We start from the raw sequence: 24,708 nt of genomic DNA on the forward strand, positions 1-24,708 counted from the left end.
GAGCGACCGTGAACGAACCCATCGTCGCCCGCCACTGGCTCGCGGTCATCGCGCCCAAAGCTGGCCCTGCGCTCGCCACCTCCACCGTGCTGATCCTGGCCCGGATTTGGAACGCGAATGGGGCCGAACACTCCGTCGGCAACGCCGCGTTGATGACCGTGCTGGCCACCGGCGCGGCGGCCGCGGGCGCCTGCGCCTCAGTCGGCCGCGCCGGAGACAGCACCATCGCCGGAACCGCGTTCGCCGCCTCCGGAGGGCTCGCCCTCGCCGGGGTCGCCGGATACGCCGACGGCATCTCCCTGCCGCTGCTGCTCTGGGTCCTCGCCACCGCCATCGCCTACGGGCTCGCGGCCCGCTACTGGCGCACCGACCGCCGCGAGAGCGTCGCGTACGAGCGGCGCACCATCGAGCGGCGTGAGGAGCACGCGCACCTCGAGCGGGTGGAAGCGCTGCGCGCCGGAGCGCAGATCGAGGTGGCCCGCTCCGGTGCCGCCTACGCCGAAGCCCTCGCCACCGCGCTCATCACCCGCGCAGCGCTGCCCGGCTTCGACCCTGCCGCGCTCACCAAAGCTGGGCTCCCGCAGCTCCCGAGTGGCTGCGAAGAGCAGGAGGCGCGGTGAGGTTCTACCTGACCACCCACAAACGACACTGGGTCCGCCTCACCCACAGGCCGCTGTTCTTGAAGTCGGAGCACTTCGCGGTAGCGCGCACCCTGCCCGAAGCGCTCGGCCCCTACGCGGTGGACTCCGGCGGCTTCTCGGAGCTCCAGCGCCATGGCCGCTGGACGCGTACCCCGCGCCAGTACATCGGCGACCTGCGCCGCATATGGGAGCACGTCGGCCCGTTCGACTGGGCCGCCCCGCAGGACTGGATGTGTGAGGACCTCATCATCCACGGCGGCACCGTCAAAGGGCAGCGCTTCGTCGGCACGCATCTGAATGTCGACGAGCACCAGCGCCGAACCGTCGCCAACTTCCTCGAACTGCGCTCCCTGGCCCCAGAGTTGCGAATAATCCCCGTTCTACAAGGCCGCAAGGTCCCGGAGTATGAGCACTGCCTGGAGCTGTATGAGAAGGCCGGGGTCGACCTGAAGCGCGAGCCGACCGTGGGCCTGGGCTCGGTCTGCCGCCTGCAGTCCACCCGCGAGGGCGCGGCCATCGTCACCGCCATGGCCGCCCACGGCCTCAAGCTGCACGGGTTCGGTTTCAAGACCCTCGGTCTGGCCAGAGTCGGCCACCTGCTCGCCTCCGCCGACTCTGCGGCCTGGAGCTCCCACGCCCGCTACCGGCCCCCGCTGCCTGGCCACCCACACAAGAACTGCGCCAACTGCCTTCCCTACGCCCTCGCCTGGCGCGAGCGCGTCATCAACGCCCTGCCGCCCTGGCAGCAACCCACCCTCGACGCCGCGTAACCCGTTCACCGAACTGGAGAGAAACGTGTTCGAACTCCGCATCATCTGCGACCCCGCCGACACCGACCGCATCACGACCGCGCTGAACGGCCTCTTCGACACCGGTTCCGTGCGTCGCCTGCCGTCCCGGCACACGGACATGGACCGGCTGTACGTCACCGCCGACCACCGCGCCAGCCATGAAGACTGCACCGTCTGCGGCGGTGAAGGAACGAGCCTCTGGTTCACGCCCGAGGGGACTGAGGAAACGCGTCCCTGCACCGGCATCCCGTATGAAGACATGCTCGCGGCCGGTCTCATCCGCCGCAACGGCAAAGCCGCCCGCCCGTACGTCGACGCCGACCCGAAGCTGAGCCCGTGGCCGAGCCCGGAAACCGCATACGCCACCGCGCCGTGCATCTCCATCGAGATCGGGTGGACCGCGTACCACGCCGTCGGGCGTCCGACCGGTGCCCTGCTCGGGCGGGAGTTCTGGCTTCGCAAGGCCGCGGTACTGGACCGCATCGCCCTCGGGGACCAGGCCGGAGAGGGGTTCGGCGACGCATGCGAGGCCGCCACCGAAGCGGCCCGCCACCTGCTCGACATCGACCGCGCCGAGGGCATCGCCGACCCGCGCGGCTACGTGCGCCAGCAGTACGCCCAATGGGCTGAGAACCAGTAGCAACGCCGCGGCGGCGGGACTCCCCAGCAAGGTCGCCCGCCGCCGCGGTTCTCCCCGCTCCGTCCAAAGACAGAACAGGAGATCCCCAGGATGCCTCAACCCGAACGCTCCGCGCTGCACCAGGCCGCGCAGGATGTCGCCGCCCGCGGCTGGCACGTCTTCCCCCTCATCCCGGGCGACAAGCGCCCGGCAATCCGTGATTGGGCCGAGCGCGCCACGACCGACCCCGAGCGCATCGCCCGGTGCTGGGCTCATGCGCCGTACAACATCGGCATCGCCACCGGCCCGTCCCGGCTGGTCGTCGTCGACCTGGACATGCCCAAGACCCCCGACGACACCCCGCCGGCCGATTGGGCTGCCCACGGCGTCGCCAACGGCGCCGACGTACTGAAGGTGCTGTGCGACCAGCACGGACAGCCTTACCCCAGCACCACCTACACCGTCCGGACGTGGAGTGGCGGGACGCACCTGTACTTCGCCGCCCCTGAGGGTGAGGAACTGCGCAACACCACCGGCGACAGCAGCACAGGGCTCGGCTGGAAGGTGGACACCCGAGCCGTCGGCGGACTCGTCGTCGCCGCGGGCAGCAGCTTCGGCGGCCGTCCCTACACGGTTGTTGACGAGGCTCCGGTGCAGCCGTTGCCGGGCTGGCTGCTGGAGTTGCTGCGCCCGGCGCCGCTGCCGCCGCAAAAGCCCGTTATGGTCACGCTCGCTTCCGACCGGTGCGGCAAGTGGCTGCGGGCAGCGATCAACGGGGAGTTGGAGCGGGTCACCCGCGCCCAGGAAGGCGAGCGCAACACCGCGCTCTACATCGCCGCGGTCGCCCTCGGGCAGTTGGTCGCCGGGGGAGCACTCGGGGAGGCCGAGGTCACCGAGTGGCTCACCGCCGCCGCGCTCCAGACCGGGCAGAGCGAGCGTGAAGCCCGGCGCACCATCGCCTCCGGCCTGCGGGCCGGAGCCAAGCGCCCCCGGACGGTCGCGGCATGAGTACCAACCCGATTCCCCCGCTGCACCTCTACTCCGTTCCCAGCGACCTGCAGACCCCCGCCGCAGCACCCGTGAAGCGGGAGCGGCCCCGGACCTCGTGGACTGCGGACCAGCTCATGGCCGCGCACTTCCCGGAGCCGAAATGGGCCGTCCCCGGCATCCTCGCCGAAGGCGTCAGCCTGCTCGCCGGACCGCCCAAGGTTGGCAAGTCCTGGCTCTCCCTGGGACTTGGCCTCGCGGTCGCCGCCGGGGGCATGGCGTTCGACTCGGTACCCGTCCAGGGCGGCCCGGTTCTCTACCTCGCGCTGGAGGACACTCCGCGCCGTCTTCAGACCCGCATGGGCAAGCTGCTGGGCGGACAGAAAGCACCGGCCGGTCTGACCCTGGTGACCGAGTGCCCGCCCTTCCCCCAGGGCGGAAGCGAGGCCATCGCCGCATGGCTGGAGCGCAACCCGGACGCACGCATGGTCGTCATCGACGTGTTCGCCAAAATGCGCGGACAAGCACCGCAAGGCGTGTCCGCCTACGACGCGGACTACGTCGCCGTCGGCTACGCCAAGCGGCTCGCGGACCACTACGGCATCGCCGTCGTCCTGGTCCACCACGTCCGCAAGATGGCCTCCGAGGACTTCCTCACCGAGGTCTCTGGCACCAACGGCATCGCAGGTGCGGCCGACGCGACGCTCGTACTCAAGCGGGCCCGCGGGCAGGCCGACGGCATCCTCCACGTCACCGGACGCGACGTGAACGAAGCCGAATACGCGCTCCAGTTCCAAGACGCCTCCGGCGCCTGGCACTTGCTCGACGGGCCCGTCTCGGACCACACCGTGAGCGACACCCGCGCAGCCATCCTGCGCCACGTCCGCTCCAACCCCGGAGCCAAGCCCAAGGACATCGCCGAAGCCCTGCCGGACGCCGACGCGGACACCGTGCGCCGCACCTGCTCGCGCATGGCCGCAGACGGACAGCTCGCCAAAGACGCGGGCGGCCGGTACTACCCGGACACCGACACCCGGACACAGGCCATCCAGGAGGTGTCCCAGCTGTCCGACTGTCCGGTTGACTCACCTGACCTGGGAAAACGAACCGGACAGTCAGAACCGGGACTGTCCGGGCTGTCCGGCTCGAACGAAGCTGAGAGGGGGGCGCTATGAGCGTCCGCGCGATGGACGAGAAGCTGACCATTGCCGAGGTCATAGCCAATCTCAAGGTTGCCCCTTCGACCTTCTACAGGTGGCGCCAACTTGGTAAGGCGCCCCGCTCGATCAAGCTGCCGAACGGTGACGTGCGGATCCGCCGATCCGAATACGAGCGATGGCTGACGGAGCGGGAGGACGCTGCGTGAGCACGAAAGACGAGACTCCGACCGGGCGCCCTCGAGGGTCGGCCCGGCCGGGGTACTCCCTCGACCTCCGTCTATGGAAGGTCTCGAAGACAGGCCGGAAGTCCCGCCCCTACCGCCTGCGTTGGGTGGTTGCCGGGCGCGTACACGGCGACACCTTCGCCACGTCCGCGCTCGCCGAGAGTCGACGCTCGGAGCTGTGGCAAGCCATGAGGCGCGGCGACGCGTTCGAGGTCGCCTCGGGCCTTCCTGAGTCCGAAGTCCGTGCGGCGGCCGAAGCTGCTCAGGCCAAGCCGCCGTTGCGGTGGTTCGAGTTCTGCCGGAAGTACGTCGCCGGGCGGTGGCGCACCAGCGCAGCGAAGTCGCGCGAGAGCATGGCGGACGGGCTTGCTGCCGTAGCGCTCGCCATGGTGCAGCGAGGAGCGGGCGTCCCCGAGGACACGGATCTCCGGCTCGCCTTCCGGTGGGGCATCGTGCCTGCGAATGCGGGGAAGGAAGCGCCGGCGGAGTTGAAGGCCGCCTACGACTGGCTGACGACATCGGACCGGCCGGTCGTCGACCTGACCGACACGGAGGTGTTCGAAGATGTCCAGTATCGCCTCAGCTACCGGCTCGATGGCATCCGCGCGGCAGGCGAGACGTGCAAGCGGCGGCGCCGTGCCCTGAACACCGCGCTCGAACACGCCGTGGACGTCGGGGAGCTCCCGGAGAACCCGCTTCAGCGTACCCGCAAGAAGCGTGTGGGCTCCGTCGACGTAGTGGACCGGCGTGTCCTCGTGAACGCCGTACAGGGGCGGCAGTTGCTCACCGCGGTCTCGTACGTCGGGTCATGGGACCGCAACCGTGGGCGGCGACTAGTGGCGTTCTACGCGGTGCTCTACTACGCAGGGCTCAGGCCCGCCGAGGCGGTCGGACTGCGGCTGTCTGACTGTCACCTGCCGGAGACGGGTTGGGGAACACTGACGCTGCGGGAGACGCGCCCCGTCTCTGGCAAGCAATGGACGGACTCCGGGGAGCGACACGACCGCAGGGGACTGAAGGCACGTGAGGCAGCCACGGACCGGCCAGTCCCCATCCCTCCCGTGTTGGTCACCATCCTTCAGGTGCATCTGAAGGAGTTCGGGACCGCCAAGGAGGGGCGGGTGTTCGGGAACGAGCGCGGGGGAGTGGTCGGCTCGTCCACGTACTGGCGCGCGTGGGAGGAGGCACGGAGGTACGCCCTGCCTCCGGAGCGAGCCGAGTCGCCATTGGCAGGGCGCCCATACGATCTTGCGACACGCGTGCATCACGCGATGGCTGAACGCGGGGGTCCCGATCGCCGAGGTGGCTCGTCGAGTTGGTAATTCGCCGGAAGTGATCCACCGGCGCTACCACGGCTGCATCGATGGACACGAGAAAGCCGCCAACGAGAAGATCGCGAAGTCGCTAGTGGAAGATGGCGACGGGGTGTAATGAAGGGCCGCACGTGAGTCAAGGGCGGTCCGGGAAGGCCTGGACCGCCCTTCACCCCTTCCAGCGGAGTGGGATCTGGAATCAGATAGCCGAGTGGAGTTCAATCAGGCTCGGCTCAGTGCACGGACAGGATCCCCTAGAAACGCCAGATTACTTGCGCTTCATCTATTGAAATGTGACCTTTTATGTAGAGAGTGAGAGTCACGCACCACAGGGTAACAAGTGCGGCAAGCAGCAAAAGCTGCTTGAGACGCTTAACGCGCCTACCCAGTGTGCTTGCATCTGCTGCGAGCAGCAGGGTAGCGGCGAAAGTCGCTGGTATGAGAATTGTGGCCACGTCCTTACTGCCAAGCGAATAGTTTTTCGCGTACACCAAATAGAGAAGGAGCCATATTGCAGAAATGGTGATCGCGATTATTCCCCAATGGAGCATGGATCGGAAAACCGTCTGCGATAGGCGACACTCAACCCAAATCCTTTCGTCTCGGCTCTCTGAGGAGTCGTAACGTGAGTAGTACTCGGCACTCTTCAGCTCATCGTCGGCTGAGCCGTTCACCTTCCGTGCGGTCGGGAGCTTCTTCCATGTGTCATTGAACGCGCGGCACCTTAGCTTGACTGGCCGTACGCTATTGTCGGGTGCGCTGATATGTACATAATTCGAGCCAGCATCGTGAAAAGAGAGGTGGTGTCGGGCTCTCGGGAAAAATAGATCACGTGGCCACCTATAGAGAGCCCGAATGTCATCGCGCTTCGGTGCGTCGAAATAGATGCTCCGCTTTTCCTTCACTTTGATTATGAAGGGCTTGTTCAGTGGTACGCGACAAACGGTAATCGCTTCCCATCGCCAGCCATAAGAGGAATAGGTCGACAGCAACTTTCGTGCTGCTCTGGTCTCCTCGCTCTCCGGATCTGCACCAGCGACTCGCTCTGCTGCATCCAGCAGATTCTTGAGATCGCTAAGGATTCTGTGTATTCGATTCGTGGGCAACTGTGGTTGAGCAGCAAGAAGGTCGGGCAGTGCCAGTATGGGGTTTTGTGTGGCGCTCTTATGGGTGCTAACTACTTGCCTCTTGACGATTTCCTTTATGTCCTTTTGGATTTCCTTCCATGTCGCGTATCTATCGCGATTTAGCACTTTGCCGGGAATGGCTCTCTTGAGATATGTCCAGAGTGGGGCTTTGAAAAAGTTCCATTTGCGCATTCCGTGCCAGGTGGTCGGCCTGAAGGCGAAAATCGCAGACAGCAAGAAACTGAGATCAGAGTCCTCCTCCAGGATCCTTTCTTTGTCGTCCAAGAGGTGGGCTTGCTTGGCGAGATAGGCCATATACTTGGCTTTAAGTCTCGCGGTTTCTTTGCGGGAAATCCGGTAGGCTGGTTGATCGTCAACTGTAATCTGAAAATCAAGCAGGGGCTCCTTGGGGAATGAAGCGATGGGTAGAATTAGCGTTTTCGAATCAGGCCACTGATCCACATCTGATCCGAACTGACTATTAAGTTCTCTGCGCAAGTCGGCAGTGGCAGGGTCATGTTGCATTCTCGCTATGTCGGTAAGCGCTTGGACATCAATAGTGCGGCTGCGTTCCGACCACTGCGCACTCGTAAGTTCTATGTGTTGGACTGACCTTACGCGCCACGAAGTATAAGTGCGAAGCAGGCAGCATGCGAGGGGCTCAAGGCCTGCCATATCGGATTGATCCGTCTCCGGGAACTCTAATATTTCACCTTGCTGCAACGGTATTTTCCACGGCATGATCTTGATCAAGAAGCTTGCCCACAGAGTCATTAGGAGCCCTCCCTCGCCGACTTCCGATCCATCAATTCTTAAATCACTCTCACCCCTCAATCCGATAGTGGTCCCGAATGGCGACTTTGGCACCTCGCGTGTCACCCGTTTGGCCTAATGGGGCGGCTAAGGTGACCAGACCTTCTGCACTGGGGCCCGCCCACAGAGTCAGCTTGATCCCACGTCACAGCGTCGGGACAGCTGGCGCTCGCTCCTGACATCTGCGCGGTGCGGTGCTCGTGTCACGCGCCGGTCCAGCGGTTCGCCCACCGCAACGCCGTTGATGATCTATCGAGTGCGTGCGGGCTGAGAGGTGGTGCTTGCGCTCGTGGATTGGCGGCAGCTGCAATCGGGAGCGTGTCGTGGATGTGTCGCGAACAGTGAGACACAACGAGGGAGGGCGGGAGTCAGTAAGACTGACTCCCGCCCTCCCTCAACGGCATCCGCCCAGCTCAGCGCGCGATTCTTGCTGGCTGCTTGGCGAGTGCCCCCGGCAGGATTCGAACCTGCGCACACGGCTCCGGAGGCCGTTGCTCTATCCCCTGAGCTACGGGGGCGTTCCGCCGCGTTTCGGCGGCGACGGGTAGAACCCTACCAGCTCCCACACGGTCCCCGTGGACAGGTATTTCGGGCCCCCCGGGCCGACCTCCCGGAGTCCGAAAGGTCGCCCTCGCGGGGTAGAAGTCGGCAAAACCCGGACGCGGCCCTGCCCACAGACCTACTCTCGAGTTGTGTCAGGGGCGTCCGGCCGTGTGCTCGTTGTCGACGACAACCGGGTCATCCGGCAGTTGATCAGGGTCAATCTCGAGCTGGAGGGCTTCGAGGTCGTGACCGCGGCCGATGGTGCCGAGTGCCTGGAGGTCGTGCATCGCGTCCGTCCCGATGTCGTCACCCTCGATGTGGTCATGCCCCGCCTCGACGGGCTGCGGACCGCCGCGCGGCTGCGGGATGATCCGCGGACCCGTCATCTGCCCGTCGCGATCATCAGTGCGTGCACGCAGTACGAGGTGGAGAGCGGCCTCGCCGCCGGTGTCGACGCCTTTCTCGCCAAGCCCTTCGAGCCTGCCGAGCTGGTCCGGCTCGTACGGCAGTTGATGCATCGGGAGGGCCCGCCGTCCGTCGACGGCAGGCATGGCGCCGGGCGGGCGGAAAGCGCACGGGGCTGACCGCATCGCGAAACCGGTTCGCGAAGGCCCCCCCTCCCTCCCATACGCTTGTCCCGTGACCCCCGCCGAGCTCTCTCGTACCGTGCTGCACGCCGTGTGCCGCGCGGTGGAGGACGGTGTGCTGCATGCGCCCGTGCCCGAGAGCGTCAGTGTCGAGCGGCCCCGGCCCGGTGGATGCGGGGACTACGCCACCAATGTCGCCCTGCGGCTCGCCGGGCCTGCCCGGCAGCAACCGCGCGCCATTGCCGAGGAGCTGCGGAGGCGGATCGCCCACAGCCCGGGGATCGCCCGCGTTGAGATCACCGGCCCGGGGTTCCTGAACTTCACCCTCGACGCGGGCGTCCAGCAGGCCCTCGTACGGCAGGTGCTGGAGCGGGGCCTCACCTACGGGCACGGGGACTGGGCCGCCGACCTCTCCGTACGCCTCCAGACCGCCGACGAGCTCCGCGCCCGCGTCTGGGCCGAGACCGTCCTGGAGCTCCTGCGCACCCAGGGCGCCGACGTCACGCACGGCGACCCCGAAGCCCTGCATGTCGTGCCCGCCCCCGCGCAGGACCTTCTCGAGCGGCTCGGTCCCGATGCCGCCCGTTGGGCCCTGCTCTCGGGCGCCGCGCACGACCGGCCGCAGGCGGGTACCGACCTCCTCGTGCAGCACGAGCGCAATCCGCTCTTCCGGGTCCGGTACGCCCACTCCCGTACGAGGGCCCTCACCCGCAACGCCGAAGAGCTCGGGTTCGCCGGCGACCCGCAGCAGCACGTCGACGCCCCCGCCCTCACCACCGCCATCGGCGACCACCCCGCCGTCCTCGCCTCCGCCGCACGCCTCCGCGCGCCCGATCGGCTCGCCCGGCATCTGGAGAGCACCGCCGACGCCTTTCTCGCCTTCCAGCACAACGTCCTGCCGTTCGGCGACGAGAAACCCATGGCCGCCCACCGTTCCCGGCTCGCGCTCGCCGAAGCCGCCGGGACGGTGCTCGCCGGTGGCCTGTCCCTGCTCGGCATCAGCGCCCCTGACTACCTGTGAGAGAAGAATGAGCCGTTCCGCACACCCCGCCGGGCCCCGCCACGCAGACGTCCTGCCCGAAGGTCACTACACCGCCCCGCCCACCGACCTCAATGTCCTCGACGAGAAGGTCTGGGCCCGCACGGTCGGCCGCAACGACGACGGCGTCGTCACCGTCGGCGGCATGGAAGTGACGCGGCTCGCCGAGGAGTTCGGGACCCCCGCCTACTTCCTCGACGAGGCCGACTTCCGCGCCCGCTGCCGCGCCTGGGCCGACGCCTTCGGCAAGGACGCCGACGTCTTCTACGCGGGGAAGGCCTTCCTGTCACGGGCGGTTGTGCGGTGGCTCAAGGAGGAGGGGCTCAACCTGGACGTGTGTTCCGGGGGCGAGCTCACCACCGCTCTCGACGCCGGCATGCCCGCCGACCGCATCGCCTTCCACGGCAACAACAAGTCCCAGGAAGAGATCGACCGGGCCGTCGAGGCCGGCGTCGGGCGCATCGTCGTCGACTCCTTCCAGGAGATCGTCCGCGTCGCCCACACCGCCCAGCGGCTCGGCACCCGCCAGCGCGTGCAGATCCGGGTGACGGTGGGAGTGGAAGCGCACACCCACGAATTCATCGCCACCGCGCACGAGGACCAGAAGTTCGGCATCCCGCTCGCGGGCGGCCAGGCCGCCGAGGCCGTTCGCCGCGCCCTCAGGCTCGACGGCATCGAGCTCATCGGCATCCACTCCCACATCGGCTCGCAGATCTTCGACACCTCCGGCTTCGAGGTCGCCGCCCACCGCGTCGTCCGCCTCCTCGCCGAGATCCGCGACGAGCACGGCATCGAGCTGCCCGAGATCGACCTCGGCGGCGGTCTCGGCATCGCGTACACCTCCGACGACGACCCGCGCGAGCCGCACGACATCGCCAAGGCGCTCAACGAGATCGTCACTCGTGAGTGTGAGGCCGCCAGGCTGCGTACGCCCCGGATCTCCGTCGAGCCGGGCCGCGCGATCGTCGGGCCCACCGCCTTCACCCTGTACGAGGTCGGCACCATCAAGCCGCTCGAGGGTCTGCGTACCTACGTCAGCGTCGACGGCGGCATGTCCGACAACATCCGCACCGCGCTGTACGACGCCGAGTACAGCGTGGCCCTGGTGTCGCGGACATCCACCGCCGGGCCGATGCTCGCCCGTGTGGTCGGCAAGCACTGCGAGAGCGGCGACATCGTGGTCAAGGACGCGTTCCTGCCCGCCGACCTCGCCCCGGGTGATCTGATCGCCGTGCCCGCGACCGGCGCGTACTGCCGCTCGATGGCCAGCAACTACAACCACGCGCTGCGCCCGCCCGTCGTCGCCGTCACGGACGGCGAGGCGCGGGTGATCGTACGGCGTGAGACGGAGGAAGATCTCCTGCGTCTTGACGTCGGATAGTTGAGATAGATGTCTCGCATGCCGGACGGAGGATAGAAACTTCCGTCCGGTGAGTGAGACTGGTCCACACCGTAGAAGTAATGAGAAGCGAGGTCGGATGATGCGTACGCGTCCGCTGAAGGTGGCGCTGCTGGGCTGTGGAGTGGTCGGCTCAGAGGTGGCGCGCATCATGACGACGCACGCCGAAGACCTCGCGGCCCGTATCGGCGCCCCCGTCGAGCTCGCCGGTGTCGCCGTCCGCCGCCCCTCCAAGGTGCGGGAAGGCATCGACCCGGGCCTCATCACCACGGATGCGACCGCCCTCGTCAAACGCGGCGACATCGACGTCGTCATCGAGGTCATCGGCGGTATCGAGCCCGCCCGCACGCTCATCACCACCGCCTTCGAGCACGGCGCTTCCGTCGTCTCCGCCAACAAGGCGCTGCTCGCCGAGGACGGCACGACGCTCTACGCCGCCGCCGAGGAGCACGGCAAGGACCTCTACTTCGAGGCCGCGGTCGCCGGTGCGATTCCGCTGATCAGGCCGCTGCGCGAGTCCCTGGCCGGCGACAAGGTCAACCGGGTGCTCGGAATCGTCAACGGCACGACGAACTTCATCCTCGACAAGATGGACAGCTCCGGGGCCGGGTACTCCGAGGCCCTGGACGAGGCCACCGCCCTCGGATACGCCGAAGCCGACCCGACCGCCGACGTCGAGGGCTTCGACGCCGCCGCCAAGGCCGCCATCCTCGCCGGGATCGCCTTCCACACCCGCGTACGCCTCGACGACGTCTACCGCGAGGGCCTGACCGACGTCAGCGCCGCCGACATCGCCTCCGCCAAGCGCATGGGCTGCACCGTCAAGCTCCTCGCCATCTGCGAGCGCGCGGCCGACGGGCAGTCCGTCACGGCCCGCGTGCACCCCGCGATGATCCCGCTCAGCCACCCGCTCGCCTCCGTCCGCGAGGCGTACAACGCCGTCTTCGTCGAGGCCGAAGCCGCCGGGCAGCTGATGTTCTACGGTCCCGGCGCGGGCGGCTCGCCCACCGCGTCCGCGGTACTCGGCGACCTCGTCGCCGTATGCCGCAACAGGCTCGCCGAGTCCACCGGGCCGGGCGAGTCCGCGTACACCCAGCTGCCCGTGAGCCCCATGGGCGACGTGGTGACGCGGTACCACATCAGTCTCGACGTGGCCGACAAGCCGGGCGTGCTCGCCCAGGTGGCGACGGTCTTCGCCGAGCACGGCGTGTCCATCGACACGGTCCGTCAGCAGGGCAAGGACGGCGAGGCATCCCTCGTCGTCGTCACCCACCGCGCGCCCGACGCCGCCCTTTCCGGGACCGTCGAGGCGCTGCGCAAGCTCGACACCGTGCGCGGTGTCGCCAGCATCATGCGTGTTGAAGGGGAGTAAGGGACCCATGACGACCAACGGCACCCACCAGTGGCGCGGCATCATCGAGGAGTACCGGGACCGACTCCCGGTGACGGACACGACGCCGGTCGTCACGCTCGGCGAGGGTGGTACGCCGCTCGTCCCGGCGAATGTCCTCTCCGAGCGCACGGGCTGCGAGGTGCATCTCAAGGTCGAGGGCGCCAACCCCACCGGGTCCTTCAAGGACCGCGGCATGACCATGGCCATCACCAAGGCCAAGGAGGAGGGCGCGCAGGCGGTCATCTGCGCCTCCACCGGCAACACGTCGGCCTCGGCCGCCGCCTATGCCGTACGGGCGGGAATGGTCTGCGCGGTCCTCGTGCCGCAGGGCAAGATCGCGCTGGGCAAGATGGGCCAGGCGCTGGTGTACGGCTCGCGCATCCTTCAGGTCGACGGAAACTTCGACGACTGCCTGAATCTCGCTCGCGCTCTGTCCGACAACTACCCGGTGGCGCTGGTCAATTCGGTCAATCCGTTCCGTATCGAGGGCCAGAAGACCGCCTCGTTCGAAATCGTCGACGCGCTCGGTGACGCCCCCGACATTCATGTGCTGCCCGTCGGCAACGCCGGCAACATCACGGCGTACTGGAAGGGGTACAAGGAGTACGCCGCGGACAAGATGTCCACGCACACTCCCCGAATGTGGGGCTTCCAGGCCTCCGGCTCGGCCCCGATCGTGCGCGGCGAAGTGGTCAAGGACCCCTCGACGATCGCCACAGCGATCCGGATCGGCAACCCCGCCTCGTGGCAGCAGGCGCTCGCCGCGCGCGATGAGTCGGGCGGTTTCATCGACGAGGTGACGGACCGTGAGATCCTGCGTGCCTACCGGCTGTTGGCCTCGCAGGAGGGCGTCTTCGTCGAGCCCGCGTCCGCCGCGTCCGTTGCCGGTCTGCTCAAGGCGGCCGAGCAGGGCAAGGTCGACCCGGGCCAGAAAATCGTCTGCACCGTCACCGGCAATGGCCTCAAGGACCCCGACTGGGCCGTCGCCGGAGCGCCCCAGCCGGTCACCGTGCCGGTCGACGCGGCTGCCGCCGCCCAGCGGCTGGGACTGGCGTAAACCCGCACTCCGACGGGATGGCGTAAACCCGCCCTCCCGGAGGTGCGCGAAAGCCCCGGGGGAAAGCAAGGCAAGCCGGACATCGGCGTACGTAGGGGCACAGGAGGCCTGCGACACGCATCGTGCGCCTCCTGTGCGCCCTATGTCGCCACTGAACCTTCCTTCGATACGCTGTACCGAACCCGCCCCGCCGCATATGCCGCGGTGTTGTTGCCATTGAGGCCCACGGGTGTTCGTACGTCTTGTTCGCATTGTTCGCAGATCTCGAAAAAATCTCGTAGCCAGAACCAAGGAGTGTCATCGAGCGATGGCCGGTCCAGCGTTCCGCGCCGCCGCCGTCCGAGTGCGCGTCCCCGCCACCAGCGCCAATCTCGGCCCGGGCTTCGACGCCCTCGGCCTGTCCCTGGGGCTGTACGACGACGTCGTCGTACGGGTCGCGGACTCCGGTCTGCACATCGACATCGCGGGCGAAGGCGCATCGACGCTGCCCCGCGATGAGAGTCATCTGCTCGTACGCTCCCTGCGTACGGCCTTCGACCTGCTCGGCGGGCAGCCGCGCGGCCTCGAGGTCGTCTGTGCCAACCGCATCCCGCACGGGCGCGGTCTGGGCTCGTCGTCGGCGGCCATCTGCGCCGGCATCGTCGCCGCCCGCGCGGTGACCATAGGGGGCGACGCCAAGCTCGACGACGCGGCACTGCTCGAGCTCGCCACCGAGATCGAGGGACACCCCGACAATGTCGCCGCGTGTCTGCTCGGCGGATTCACGCTTGCATGGACCGACGGGGGAGCGGCGCGCGCCATCAGGATGGACCCGTCCGATTCCGTCGTTCCGGTGGTTTTCGTGCCCAGCAAGCCCGTGCTGACGGAGACCGCACGCGGGCTGCTGCCGCGTACCGTCCCCCATGTGGACGCCGCCGCCAACGCGGGCCGAGCCGCCCTGCTGGTGGAGGCGCTGACCAGGCGTCCTGAGCTGCTGCTGCCCGCCACGGAGGACCGGCTCCACCAGGAATACCGGGCCCCGGCGATGCCGCAGAGCGTCGACCTTGTCAACCGACTGCGGGCCGACGGCGTCCCTGCAGTCATCTCCGGCGCGGGCCCCACGGTCCTTGCGCTGACCGAGGACGGTGTGGCCGACAAGGTCGCACGGCTGGCGGGCGAGGGGTGGGCGGCCAACCGGCTCACCTTCGACGCCGCGGGCGCGAGTGTTCTGCCGCTCGCCCCGCAGTGACACGAGATTGCCGGTGAGGGAGAGGGGGAATGTTTGTTGGAGCCGGTAGTGTTAACCTCAAGTCTGCACCTGACGTCTTTGTGGCGCGGAGCTTCGTGTCCCCCTTCGGGACCAACATTCTTCCGGGAGCCTCCCCAACTGCCTGAGCAGCCTGCCTGAGCAGTTTCGAGCACGCTCCGGAACCGGCACGAAACCCTCGCTTTTCCAGGAGTGGGCCGAGCAGGGGGACCTCGGGCCGGACCTTGCACTGAATCTCTTTCCGCCGTTCTATCCGGCGGGACCACCGCCCCGGCATCGGTTCGCGATACGCAACCGCTGTCGGACAGCACAACCGGTCGCCGAGCCAGAAGGCCGACGTCCGCTCCAGGGAAGGACCCTTCGTGAGCGACACCACCGATCTGATGGGCGTGACTGCCGACAACAACGTCGACACCACCGCGCCCGCCGCAGGTGCTGCCTCTGGCACCACCTCACGGCGCCGCCGCTCCGGCACCGGCCTCGAGGGCATGGTCCTGGCCGAGCTGCAGCAGGTCGCGTCCGGCCTCGGCATCAGGGGCACCGCGCGCATGCGTAAGAGCCAGCTGATCGAGGTCATCAAGGAGGCGCAGGCCGGCAGCTCCGCGCCGAAGAGCGCCGAGGCGGGTACCGGCGAGGCCGAGACCAAGCCGAAGCGCCGTGCCACCTCCAAGGCCCGCACCGGCGATGCCGCCGCCGCTGAGAAGGCCGAGAAGGCCGAGAAGGCCGTCGCCCAGCAGCAGATCGACATTCCGGGCCAGCCGGCCAGCGACGACCAGCCGGCCGGTGAGCGCCGCCGTCGTCGGGCCACCGCGCAGGCGGGCAGCCCGGAGACCAAGGCCGAGGCCAAGACCGAGACGGCTGTCGACGTCAAGGACGTACGGACCGAGGCGGAGCCCGAGGCCAAGGCCGAGGCTGCCACCGCCGTGTCCGCGCAGGACGGCGCCGAGGGCCGCCGCGACCGCCAGGACCGCCAGCGCGGCGAGCGTGGTGAGCGCGGGGGCGAGCGCGGGCGTGACCGTCAGCGCGACCGCCAGCGCGGCAAGGGCGACGAGCAGCAGGGCGGCCAGCGCCAGCAGCGCCAGGGCGGCCAGCAGGGCGGCCAGGGCGCAGGCCCGCGTGTCGACGAGGACGACGACTTCGAGGGCGGCCGGCGCGGACGCCGTGGCCGCTACCGCGACCGTCGTGGCCGTCGTGGCCGCGAAGACTTCGCGAGCGAGGTGCCGGTCTCCGAGGATGACGTCCTGATCCCTGTCGCGGGCATCCTGGACATCCTCGACAACTACGCGTTCATTCGTACGTCGGGCTACCTGCCCGGACCGAACGACGTGTACGTCTCGCTCGCCCAGGTCCGCAAGAACGGTCTGCGCAAGGGTGACCACGTCACCGGTGCCGTCCGTCAGCCCAAGGAAGGCGAGCGCCGCGAGAAGTTCAACGCGCTGGTCCGCCTCGACTCCGTCAACGGCATGGCGCCCGAATCCGGCCGCGGCCGCCCGGAGTTCCAGAAGCTGACCCCTCTCTACCCGCAGGACCGGCTGCGCCTCGAGACCGACCCGGGTGTGCTGACGACCCGGATCATCGACCTCGTCGCGCCGATCGGAAAGGGCCAGCGAGGCCTGATCGTGGCCCCGCCGAAGACCGGCAAGACCATGATCCTGCAGGCGATCGCCAACGCGATCACGGTCAACAGCCCCGAGTGCCACCTGATGGTCGTCCTCGTCGACGAGCGTCCGGAAGAGGTCACCGACATGCAGCGGTCGGTGAAGGGCGAGGTCATCTCCTCGACCTTCGACCGCCCGGCCGAGGACCACACCACCGTCGCCGAGCTGGCCATCGAGCGCGCCAAGCGTCTCGTCGAGCTGGGCCACGACGTGGTCGTCCTGCTGGACTCGATCACCCGCCTGGGCCGTGCGTACAACCTCGCGGCCCCCGCCTCCGGACGCATCCTGTCCGGTGGTGTCGACTCGACCGCGCTCTACCCGCCGAAGCGCTTCTTCGGTGCCGCGCGCAACATCGAGGACGGCGGCTCGCTGACCATCCTGGCCACCGCGCTGGTCGACACCGGCTCGCGTATGGACGAGGTGATCTTCGAGGAGTTCAAGGGCACCGGCAACATGGAGCTCAAGCTCGACCGGAAGCTCTCGGACAAGCGCATCTTCCCGGCGGTGGACGTGGACGCGTCCAGCACCCGTAAGGAAGAGATCCTGCTCGGCAGCGACGAGCTCGCCATCACCTGGAAGCTGCGCCGCGTGCTGCACGCGCTCGACCAGCAGCAGGCGATCGAGCTGCTGCTCGACAAGATGAAGCAGACGAAGTCGAACGCCGAGTTCCTGCTGCAGATCCAGAAGACGACCCCGTCCGCCGGCAACGGCAGCGACTGACGTCGTCCTTCGTTCAACAGACCGCCCCGTCACCCAGGTGACGGGGCGGTCTCGTTTTCTCCCGAGCCCCATCAGCCGCTGGTCAACGCTCAGTTGACGTGCGTATCATGCGCTGGTTACCGGTGGGGGGGAATCCGCCGCAGCACCGAGAGAGGCCGGGGGGCCTCGGGTCCGGGCTGCCCTGTTGTTCGTTTGCCCCACCGCGCCCGTTTGTCTACCGGTGGGGCCGTGTGCGCTCTGCCGGTTCAACCCGAGGGGTTACCGAGTGCAGATACGCACCCGTGGTGGTCGTCACAAGCGCCGCATCAGAATCGCGGTACCGGCCGTCGCCGCAGTCGTGGCGGCACTCGTCGGTACGGGCCTGGCCATGTCCGGCTCCCAGGCCGCCGAGACCGAGGGCCCCCAGCTGGGCTCCCGGCAGCAGATCGACCCGCTGTCGCAGCAGGAACTGCGCAGCCGCACGATCGAGGCGATGAAGGCCGACAAGGCCAGCAAGCGCACTCTCGTGCAGCAGCCCTCCTCCTCGTCGACGTCCGAGACGACGTCGGCTCCGAGCGCCCGCATCATCGGTGGTTCGACGACGACCATCTCGGCGGCGCCGTGGATGGCTCAGCTCCACTTCGCGGACAGCCTGGGCAACGGCTACTTCTGCGGCGGCGTCGTCGTCGCCCCGACGAAGGTCGCCACCGCCGCGCACTGCGTCAAGGGCATCAAGTGGTACGAGACCGGCACGGTCATCACCGGTACCGACCAGCTGCCCACCGAGCTGTCCGACGGCACCTGGGACTTCCACGGCGGTGTCCTGCGGGGCGCCTACCGCCAGTGGAACCACCCGGCGTACAGCGCGGCCACCATTGACAACGACGTTGCCGTGCTCACGCTGACCTCGCCGGTCTCCGTGAAGCCGCTGCCGATCATGCAGAACACGGACACCGCGCTGTACACGCCGGGCACGGACGCCAAGGTGTACGGCTGGGGCCGTACCAGCTCCACCGTGACCAACAGCGCCTCGCAGACGCTGAAGGTCGCCGACGCGGACATCAACTCCAACTCCGCCTGCCAGACCGCCTACGGCTCGTCCTACATCGTCGGCCACATGATCTGCGCCGGAGCCGCGCCGACCGGCGACGACAGCACCAGCGAGACCACCTGCAACGGTGACTCCGGCGGCCCGCTGGTGGCCGGCGGCAAGCTCGTCGGCCTGGTCTCCTGGGGCGACCAGAACTGCTCGGCCGTCGGCAAGTACGGCGTCTACGCCAAGGTCAGCACGTACTCGGCCCCGATCCGGGCCCGCGTCAACGACGCCAACTGGAGCGGCGACCACACGGCCGACCTGCTGGCCCGTCGCGCCTCCGACAGCACGCTCTTCGGCTGGACCTCGAAGGTCACCTCGCTCACCCGCCAGTACAACCACGGCTACTTCGGCGGCGTGACCCTGATGGTCCAGGCCGACCTCAACCGCGACGACTACCAGGACCTGCTCTACCGGCTGTCGAACGGTGACGTCTACTGGGCCTACGACCCGGACCTGGCGCCGAAGCTCATCGCCAAGGGCTGGGGAGCGCACAAGCAGATCCTGGTCCCCGGCGACCTGACCGGCGACGATCTGCCGGACATGATGACGGTCAACTCCTCCGGCAACGCCTACCTCTACCCGGGCAAGGGCACCGGCGCCTTCGCCGCGCCGGTCCTGATCGGCGCCGGCTGGGGGCAGTACGGCATCGTCCGCGGCCACGGTGACTTCACCGGCGACGGCAGGGCCGACATCCTGGCCCGCGGCGCCGGCGGCGCCACCTACCTGTACACGGGTACCGGCAAGGCCACCGGCACGTTCGCGGCCCGCCGTCTCGTCGGTACCTTCGGCAGCTCCTTCAACGCGCTGGTCACCACCGGCGACGTGAACAGCGACGGAAACGCCGACCTGTTCGTCCGTGACACCGCGGGCAAGCTGTGGCTCTACCCGGGCAACGGCAAGCCCACCGGTGGGATCTTCGCCACACGTGTCGCCTTCGGCACCGGCTGGCAGGCGTACAACCTCTTCGGCTAAAGCCCAGCGCACACGCCGAATGGTGCCCACCGCGCAGTCGCGGTGGGCACCAGGCGTTTCTCAGGGGCTTCTCAGACCCCTGTGCAACCCTTCTTGGTGCTTCACCGTCTGAACCAGTGCCGACACCGCGCCTGAAACACCACGGCAGGGGGTAGCGGGACCATCGAGAGCCGAGGGGAACATGGCCGACCAGAGCAGCAGCGGCAGCCGAATACGCAGCCGCGGCAAGCGCCGTAAACAGCCCACCGCACGCCACCGGGCACTGACCGTCGCGGGGTGGTCCGTCGCGGGACTGGTGCTGGTCGGCGGGTCGGGCCTCGGTTACCTCTACTTCAAGCTCAACGGCAATCTCCAGGGCGTCGACATCAACGCCGCTCTCGGCACCGACCGCCCCAAGAACATCGACAACGGCTCCATGGACATCCTGGTCCTGGGCTCCGACTCGCGCTCCGGTGCCAACGCCGAGTACGGCGTGGACGAAGGCGCCGCGCGCTCGGACACCGCGATGGTCGTGCACGTCTACCAGGGTCACAAGAAGGCCAGCGTCGTCTCCGTCCCGCGTGACACCCTCGTCGACCGGCCTCAGTGCACGGACGAGAAGGGCAAGCCCGCCGCCGCTGAGAAACGGGCGATGTTCAACACCGCGTACGAGGTCGGTGGCCCCGCGTGTGCGGTCAAGACCGTCGAGAAGATGTCCGGCATCCGCATGGACCACTACATCGAGGTCGACTTCACCGGTTTCAAGAAGCTCATCGACAAACTGGGCGGTGTGGAGATCACCACCACCAAGGCGATCGACGACTCCAAGAGCCACCTCGACCTCGAGCCCGGCACGCACAAGCTCAACGGGGAGCAGTCGCTCGGTCTCGTACGCACCCGCAAGAGCGTCGGCGACGGCAGCGACCTTGGCCGAATACAGCTGCAGCAGGCCTTCATGAAGGCGTTCATCGACCAGGTCAAGCACGTCGGTGTCTTCAGCAACCCCAAGAGGCTTTTCGATGTCGCCGACACCGCCACCAAGGCGATCACTCCCGACTCCGAGCTCGACTCGGTCAATGAGCTGATGGACTTCGCCCGGGGGCTCAGCGGCCTCGGCGCCAAGGACGTACACATGATCACGATGCCGGTGGAGTACGACCCGGCCGACCCCAACCGTGTGGTGCCGATCAAGGCCGCCGCCCAGCAGGTCTGGACGGCGATCAAGCAGGACAGGCCGATTCCGGCCTCCGCGGTCAAGGATTCGGCGGGAGACAAGGGCGACGCGGGCACCGTCGTCAAGAACCGGTAGCCCGGCCGCTACCCGGGGGTCACCCCCAGGGGGAATAGTTCCGGCCGGACCCCGGTTTTGGGAGTTACGGCCGGTCCTGGCAGACTGGTACGTCGGCCCCGGTTCACGTACGAGCAATCCGCGCGTGCGACCCGGTGCCCTCCCGAAACTAGGAGACACCTTGAAGCGCGACATCCACCCCGAGTACGTCGAGACCCAGGTCAGCTGTACCTGTGGCGCGTCGTTCACCACTCGCAGCACCATCGGCAGCGGCAGCATTCGTGCCGAGGTCTGCTCCGAGTGCCACCCGTTCTACACGGGCAAGCAGAAGATCCTCGACACCGGTGGCCGTGTGGCCCGCTTCGAGGCCCGCTTCGGCAAGGCTGCCGGCTCCGCCAAGAAGTAGCGAGCCACTGCGCCGGCCCTCGGCCGCCCCTGACCGGGGTGGCCGAGGCCGGCGCTTTGTCCGTTCTGAGCAGCCCCCTTCGCGTACGAAAGACCAGGAGCCCCCGATGTTCGAGGCGGTCGAGGAACTGATCGGCGAACACGCCGATCTCGAGAAGAAGCTCGCCGATCCCTCGGTCCACGCGGACCAGGCGAACGCGCGCAAGCTCAACAAGCGCTACGCCGAGCTGACCCCCATCGTGGGCACGTACCGCTCCTGGAAGCAGACCGGGGACGACATCGGGACCGCGCGTGAACTCGCCGCCGACGACCCGGAGTTCGCCGCCGAGGTCAAGGTGCTGGAGAAGCAGCGCGAGGAACTCACCGAGAAGCTGCGGCTGCTGCTCGTACCGCGCGACCCCAGCGACGACAAGGACGTCATCCTCGAGGTCAAGGCGGGCGCGGGCGGCGACGAGTCCGCCCTGTTCGCCGGTGATCTGCTGCGGATGTATCTGCGCTACGCGGAGCGCGTCGGTTGGAAGACCGAGATCATCGACGCGACCGAGTCCGAGCTGGGCGGCTACAAGGACGTCCAGGTCGCGGTGAAGACCAAGGGCGGAAACGGCGCCACCGAGCCCGGGCAGGGCGTCTGGGCGCGGCTGAAGTACGAGGGCGGGGTGCACCGCGTGCAGCGGGTGCCCTCCACCGAGTCCCAGGGCCGTATCCACACCTCCGCGGCCGGTGTGCTGGTCACGCCCGAGGCGGAGGAGATCGACGTCGAGATCCACGCCAATGATCTCCGTATCGATGTGTACCGCTCCTCCGGGCCGGGCGGCCAGTCCGTCAACACCACCGACTCCGCGGTGCGCATCACGCACCTGCCCACCGGCGTCGTCGCCTCCTGCCAGAACGAGAAGAGCCAGCTCCAGAACAAGGAGCAGGCCATGCGTATCCTGCGTTCGCGGCTGCTGGCCGCGGCCCAGGAGGCGGCCGAGCAGGAAGCGTCGAACGTCCGCCGCAGCCAGGTCCGCACAGTTGACCGCTCCGAGAAGATCCGTACGTACAACTTCCCGGAAAACCGCATCTCGGACCACCGGGTCGGCTTCAAGGCGTACAACTTGGACCAGGTCCTCGACGGGGATCTCGACGCGGTGATCCAGGCCTGCGTCGACGCCGACTCCGCCGCCAAGCTCGCCGCCGCCCAGTAAGTCCAGCAGACAGCACCAGCCCGGAGGACCAGCGTGCAGCAACATTTTGGGGGGCGACCCCCAAGCCCCCGAAGTCTGCTGCTTGCCGAGGTGGCCCAGGCCACCCAGCGGCTGGCCGACGCCGGCGTGCCCTCACCGCGCTTCGACGCGGAGGAGCTCGCCGCCTTCGTCCACAGTGTGAAGCGGGGAGAGCTGCACAACGTCCCGGACGGTGACTTCGACGCCCGCTACTGGGAGGCCGTCGCCCGCCGCGAGGCCCGCGAGCCGCTTCAGCACATCACCGGACGCGCCTTCTTCCGCTATCTGGAGCTGCAGGTCGGACCCGGCGTCTTCGTGCCGCGCCCGGAGACCGAATCGGTCGTCGGCTGGGCCATAGACGCCGTACGGGCCATGGACGTCGTCGAGCCGCTCATCGTCGACCTGTGTACGGGATCGGGCGCGATCGCGCTGGCCATGGCGCAGGAGGTGCCGCGCTCGCGCGTGCACGGCGTGGAGCTGTCCGAGGACGCGCTGCAGTGGACGCGCAAGAACGCCGAGGGCACGCGCGTCACCATCCACCAGGGCGACGCGCTGAGCGCCCTGCCGGAGCTGGACGGGCAGGTGGACCTGGTCATCTCCAATCCGCCGTACATCCCGCTCACGGAGTGGGAGTATGTCGCCCCCGAGGCCCGCGATCACGACCCGGACATGGCCCTGTTCTCCGGCGAGGACGGCCTCGACACCATTCGCGGCATCGAGCGCACCGCGCACCGGCTGCTGCGTCCCGGCGGCCTCGTCGTCGTCGAGCACGCGGACACGCAGGGCGGCCAGGTGCCGTGGATCTTCAGTGAAGAGGCCGGCTGGGCGGATGCCGCCGACCACCCTGATCTGAACAAGCGGCCGCGCTTCGCGACCGCGCGCAAGGCAACGCCATGACGAAGCACGTGACCACGCATGTGTACGAGGAGGCCCGCTGATGGCTCGGCGATACGACTGCAACGACGCGACGGATCGCATCACCGGTCTGCGTGAAGCCGCATCGGCCGTCCGCCGCGGTGAGCTGGTCGTGCTGCCCACCGACACCGTGTACGGGATCGGTGCGGACGCCTTCAGCTCCGAGGCCGTCGCCGACCTGCTGGAGGCCAAGGGGCGCGGCCGCAATATGCCCACCCCTGTCCTCATCGGCTCGCCGAACACCCTGCACGGCCTTGTCACCGACTTCTCCGAGCAGGCCTGGGAGCTCGTCGACGCGTTCTGGCCGGGCGCGCTGACCCTTGTCGCCAAGCACCAGCCCTCGCTCCAGTGGGACCTGGGCGACACCCGCGGCACCGTCGCGATCCGTATGCCGCTGCACCCCGTCGCCATCGAACTGCTCACCGAGGTCGGCCCGATGGCCGTCTCCAGCGCCAACCTGACCGGGCACCCGGCGCCGGAGGACTGTGACGCCGCGCAGGAGATGCTCGGCGACTCGGTCTCGGTCTACCTGGACGGCGGCCCGACCCCGGGCATCGTTCCGTCCTCCATCGTCGATGTCACGGGCAAGTTCCCGTTGCTGCTGCGTGAGGGAGCGCTCTCGCCGGACGAGCTGCGCAAAGTCGTACCCGACCTCGAGGTGGCCAGTTGACCGCCCCTGAGGGGCGTGGCATAGCGGAATCCTTCGGCACCAACTCAACTTTCCGCATCCTCCACGTCAGCACCGGCAACGTCTGCCGCTCGCCGATCACCGAGCGGCTGACCCGCCATGCCCTGAGCGTCCGCCTCGGCGACCCGCTCACGGGCGGCCTGATCGTGGAGAGCGCGGGCACCTGGGGCCACGAGGGCGCCCCGATGGAGGCCAACGCGGAGATCGTCCTCGCCGACTTCGGCGCGGACGCGACCGGGTTCGTGGGCCGCGAGCTGCTCGACGAGCATGTGATCCGCGCGGACCTGGTCCTCACGGCGACCAGGGACCACCGGGCCCAGGTGATCTCGATGGGCCACTCGGCGGGCCTGCGCACCTTCACGCTCAAGGAGTTCACGCGACTCGTGCGCGCGATAGATCCGACAACGCTGCCGGACCCGCACGAGGGCGTCGTCGAGCGCGCCCGTGCCCTGGTCAGGGCAGCGGCGGCGCTGCGCGGCTGGCTGCTGGCGCCGAGCCCGGACGCGGACGAGGTGTACGACCCGTACGGTGCGCCGATCACCTTCTTCCGGTCGATCGGCGACGAGATCCAGCAGGCGCTGGATCCGGTGGTGACGGCGCTGACGGGGGTTCCGGCGCGCCGCTGAGCCCGGGCCTCCTTTAGGTCCTGTCCGGCCGATCTTGCCGGGCTCGCGTGCCCTGGCACGCACATCTGCCGCGTTGTCGTCAGTCGCCGACGCTCCGCGTCGGCTCCTTCTTCCGCCTTGCAGCTGCACGCACCAGACCCCGCTCACTGATCCGGCCTGATCGACCGGACAGGACCTAGGCGGGCGCGGCAGCGGGGCCCGGCCTACATTGGAGGGGCCGCCACACCACGCGAGGCCC

Annotated in this window: 22 protein-coding genes and 1 tRNA gene; 21 read left to right on the top strand and 2 right to left on the bottom strand. The window is 68.2% G+C overall.

The genetic code is table 11. The annotated features are described in order from the left end of the window. Window positions 1-8: 8 nt before the first annotated feature. From OOK40_RS29340 to OOK40_RS29370, 7 genes are all read left to right on the top strand, one after another. Window positions 9-620, top strand: coding sequence for a hypothetical protein (locus tag OOK40_RS29340; RefSeq protein ID WP_266487440.1), 612 nt, complete (start codon window positions 9-11; stop codon window positions 618-620). After that, complete coding sequence (locus tag OOK40_RS29345) at window positions 617-1,411, top strand: hypothetical protein (protein ID WP_266487441.1); 795 nt, start codon at window positions 617-619, stop codon at window positions 1,409-1,411. Before OOK40_RS29340 ends, OOK40_RS29345 begins: the two co-directional genes overlap by 4 nt. 25 nt (window positions 1,412-1,436) lie before the next feature. After that, window positions 1,437-2,072, top strand: coding sequence for a hypothetical protein (locus tag OOK40_RS29350; RefSeq protein ID WP_266487443.1), 636 nt, complete (start codon window positions 1,437-1,439; stop codon window positions 2,070-2,072). Between the two features lie 90 nt (window positions 2,073-2,162). Further along, window positions 2,163-3,059, top strand: a complete 897-nt coding sequence (locus OOK40_RS29355; RefSeq protein ID WP_266487445.1) for a bifunctional DNA primase/polymerase — start codon at window positions 2,163-2,165, stop codon at window positions 3,057-3,059. Further along, window positions 3,056-4,213, top strand: a complete 1,158-nt coding sequence (locus tag OOK40_RS29360; protein ID WP_266487446.1) for an AAA family ATPase — start codon at window positions 3,056-3,058, stop codon at window positions 4,211-4,213. Before OOK40_RS29355 ends, OOK40_RS29360 begins: the two co-directional genes overlap by 4 nt. Continuing rightward, entirely contained in the window at window positions 4,210-4,404 is a 195-nt protein-coding gene (locus OOK40_RS29365) for an AlpA family transcriptional regulator (RefSeq protein WP_266487447.1), read from the top strand. Before OOK40_RS29360 ends, OOK40_RS29365 begins: the two co-directional genes overlap by 4 nt. Further along, window positions 4,401-5,744 carry a site-specific integrase gene (locus OOK40_RS29370; protein WP_323136130.1) on the top strand — a complete coding sequence of 448 codons (1,344 nt, stop codon included), beginning with the start codon at window positions 4,401-4,403 and terminating at the stop codon, window positions 5,742-5,744. Before OOK40_RS29365 ends, OOK40_RS29370 begins: the two co-directional genes overlap by 4 nt. Before the next feature lie 245 nt (window positions 5,745-5,989). On the opposite strand, the gene OOK40_RS29375 is transcribed toward OOK40_RS29370, so the two are convergent. Continuing rightward, window positions 5,990-7,636, bottom strand: coding sequence for a hypothetical protein (locus OOK40_RS29375; RefSeq protein WP_266487448.1), 1,647 nt, complete (start codon window positions 7,634-7,636; stop codon window positions 5,990-5,992). A 485-nt stretch (window positions 7,637-8,121) separates the two neighbouring features. After that, a tRNA-Arg gene (locus tag OOK40_RS29380) sits at window positions 8,122-8,193 on the bottom strand. A gap of 174 nt (window positions 8,194-8,367) precedes the next feature. On the opposite strand from OOK40_RS29380, the gene OOK40_RS29385 reads away from it, so the two are divergent. The 14 genes from OOK40_RS29385 to OOK40_RS29450 all read left to right on the top strand — a co-directional run bounded on the left by OOK40_RS29385 (window position 8,368) and on the right by OOK40_RS29450 (window position 24,470). After that, window positions 8,368-8,802, top strand: a complete 435-nt coding sequence (locus OOK40_RS29385) for a response regulator (RefSeq protein ID WP_266487449.1) — start codon at window positions 8,368-8,370, stop codon at window positions 8,800-8,802. A gap of 55 nt (window positions 8,803-8,857) precedes the next feature. Further along, the gene (nrtL, locus tag OOK40_RS29390) at window positions 8,858-9,826 is read left to right on the top strand and encodes an ArgS-related anticodon-binding protein NrtL (protein ID WP_266487450.1); all 969 of its coding nucleotides are present in this window, start codon (window positions 8,858-8,860) and stop codon (window positions 9,824-9,826) included. Between the two features lie 7 nt (window positions 9,827-9,833). Next, window positions 9,834-11,225, top strand: a complete 1,392-nt coding sequence (gene lysA / locus OOK40_RS29395) for a diaminopimelate decarboxylase (protein WP_266487451.1) — start codon at window positions 9,834-9,836, stop codon at window positions 11,223-11,225. 100 nt (window positions 11,226-11,325) lie between these two features. Beyond that, complete coding sequence (locus tag OOK40_RS29400) at window positions 11,326-12,615, top strand: homoserine dehydrogenase (RefSeq protein ID WP_266487735.1); 1,290 nt, start codon at window positions 11,326-11,328, stop codon at window positions 12,613-12,615. A gap of 7 nt (window positions 12,616-12,622) precedes the next feature. Beyond that, on the top strand, window positions 12,623-13,693 hold the full coding sequence (thrC, locus tag OOK40_RS29405) for a threonine synthase (protein WP_266487452.1): 1,071 nt from the start codon (window positions 12,623-12,625) through the stop codon (window positions 13,691-13,693). Window positions 13,694-14,000: 307 nt separating this feature from the next. Further along, entirely contained in the window at window positions 14,001-14,921 is a 921-nt protein-coding gene (gene thrB, locus OOK40_RS29410; RefSeq protein WP_266487454.1) for a homoserine kinase, read from the top strand. Between the two features lie 380 nt (window positions 14,922-15,301). Further along, window positions 15,302-17,317: a transcription termination factor Rho gene (gene rho / locus OOK40_RS29415; protein WP_266487455.1), complete on the top strand. Its 2,016-nt coding sequence runs from the start codon at window positions 15,302-15,304 to the stop codon at window positions 17,315-17,317. 265 nt (window positions 17,318-17,582) lie between these two features. Further along, window positions 17,583-19,364, top strand: coding sequence for a trypsin-like serine protease (locus OOK40_RS29420; protein ID WP_266487456.1), 1,782 nt, complete (start codon window positions 17,583-17,585; stop codon window positions 19,362-19,364). A 181-nt stretch (window positions 19,365-19,545) separates the two neighbouring features. Next, the gene (locus OOK40_RS29425) at window positions 19,546-20,652 is read left to right on the top strand and encodes an LCP family protein (protein ID WP_266487457.1); all 1,107 of its coding nucleotides are present in this window, start codon (window positions 19,546-19,548) and stop codon (window positions 20,650-20,652) included. 160 nt (window positions 20,653-20,812) lie between these two features. Next, on the top strand, window positions 20,813-21,037 hold the full coding sequence (rpmE, locus tag OOK40_RS29430) for a 50S ribosomal protein L31 (RefSeq protein ID WP_266487458.1): 225 nt from the start codon (window positions 20,813-20,815) through the stop codon (window positions 21,035-21,037). Window positions 21,038-21,143: 106 nt separating this feature from the next. Continuing rightward, window positions 21,144-22,223, top strand: coding sequence for a peptide chain release factor 1 (gene prfA / locus OOK40_RS29435; RefSeq protein WP_266487459.1), 1,080 nt, complete (start codon window positions 21,144-21,146; stop codon window positions 22,221-22,223). A gap of 33 nt (window positions 22,224-22,256) precedes the next feature. After that, window positions 22,257-23,138, top strand: a complete 882-nt coding sequence (gene prmC / locus OOK40_RS29440) for a peptide chain release factor N(5)-glutamine methyltransferase (protein WP_266487461.1) — start codon at window positions 22,257-22,259, stop codon at window positions 23,136-23,138. Between the two features lie 40 nt (window positions 23,139-23,178). Continuing rightward, a complete protein-coding gene (locus OOK40_RS29445) occupies window positions 23,179-23,826 on the top strand; it encodes an L-threonylcarbamoyladenylate synthase (protein ID WP_266487462.1) in 648 nt (215 codons plus the stop codon). After that, complete coding sequence (locus tag OOK40_RS29450; protein ID WP_266487464.1) at window positions 23,823-24,470, top strand: protein-tyrosine-phosphatase; 648 nt, start codon at window positions 23,823-23,825, stop codon at window positions 24,468-24,470. Before OOK40_RS29445 ends, OOK40_RS29450 begins: the two co-directional genes overlap by 4 nt. The last annotated feature ends 238 nt before the right edge of the window (window positions 24,471-24,708 follow it).

Source organism: Streptomyces sp. NBC_01481, from assembly GCF_026339995.1.
In the GTDB taxonomy this organism is placed as follows: domain Bacteria; phylum Actinomycetota; class Actinomycetes; order Streptomycetales; family Streptomycetaceae; genus Streptomyces.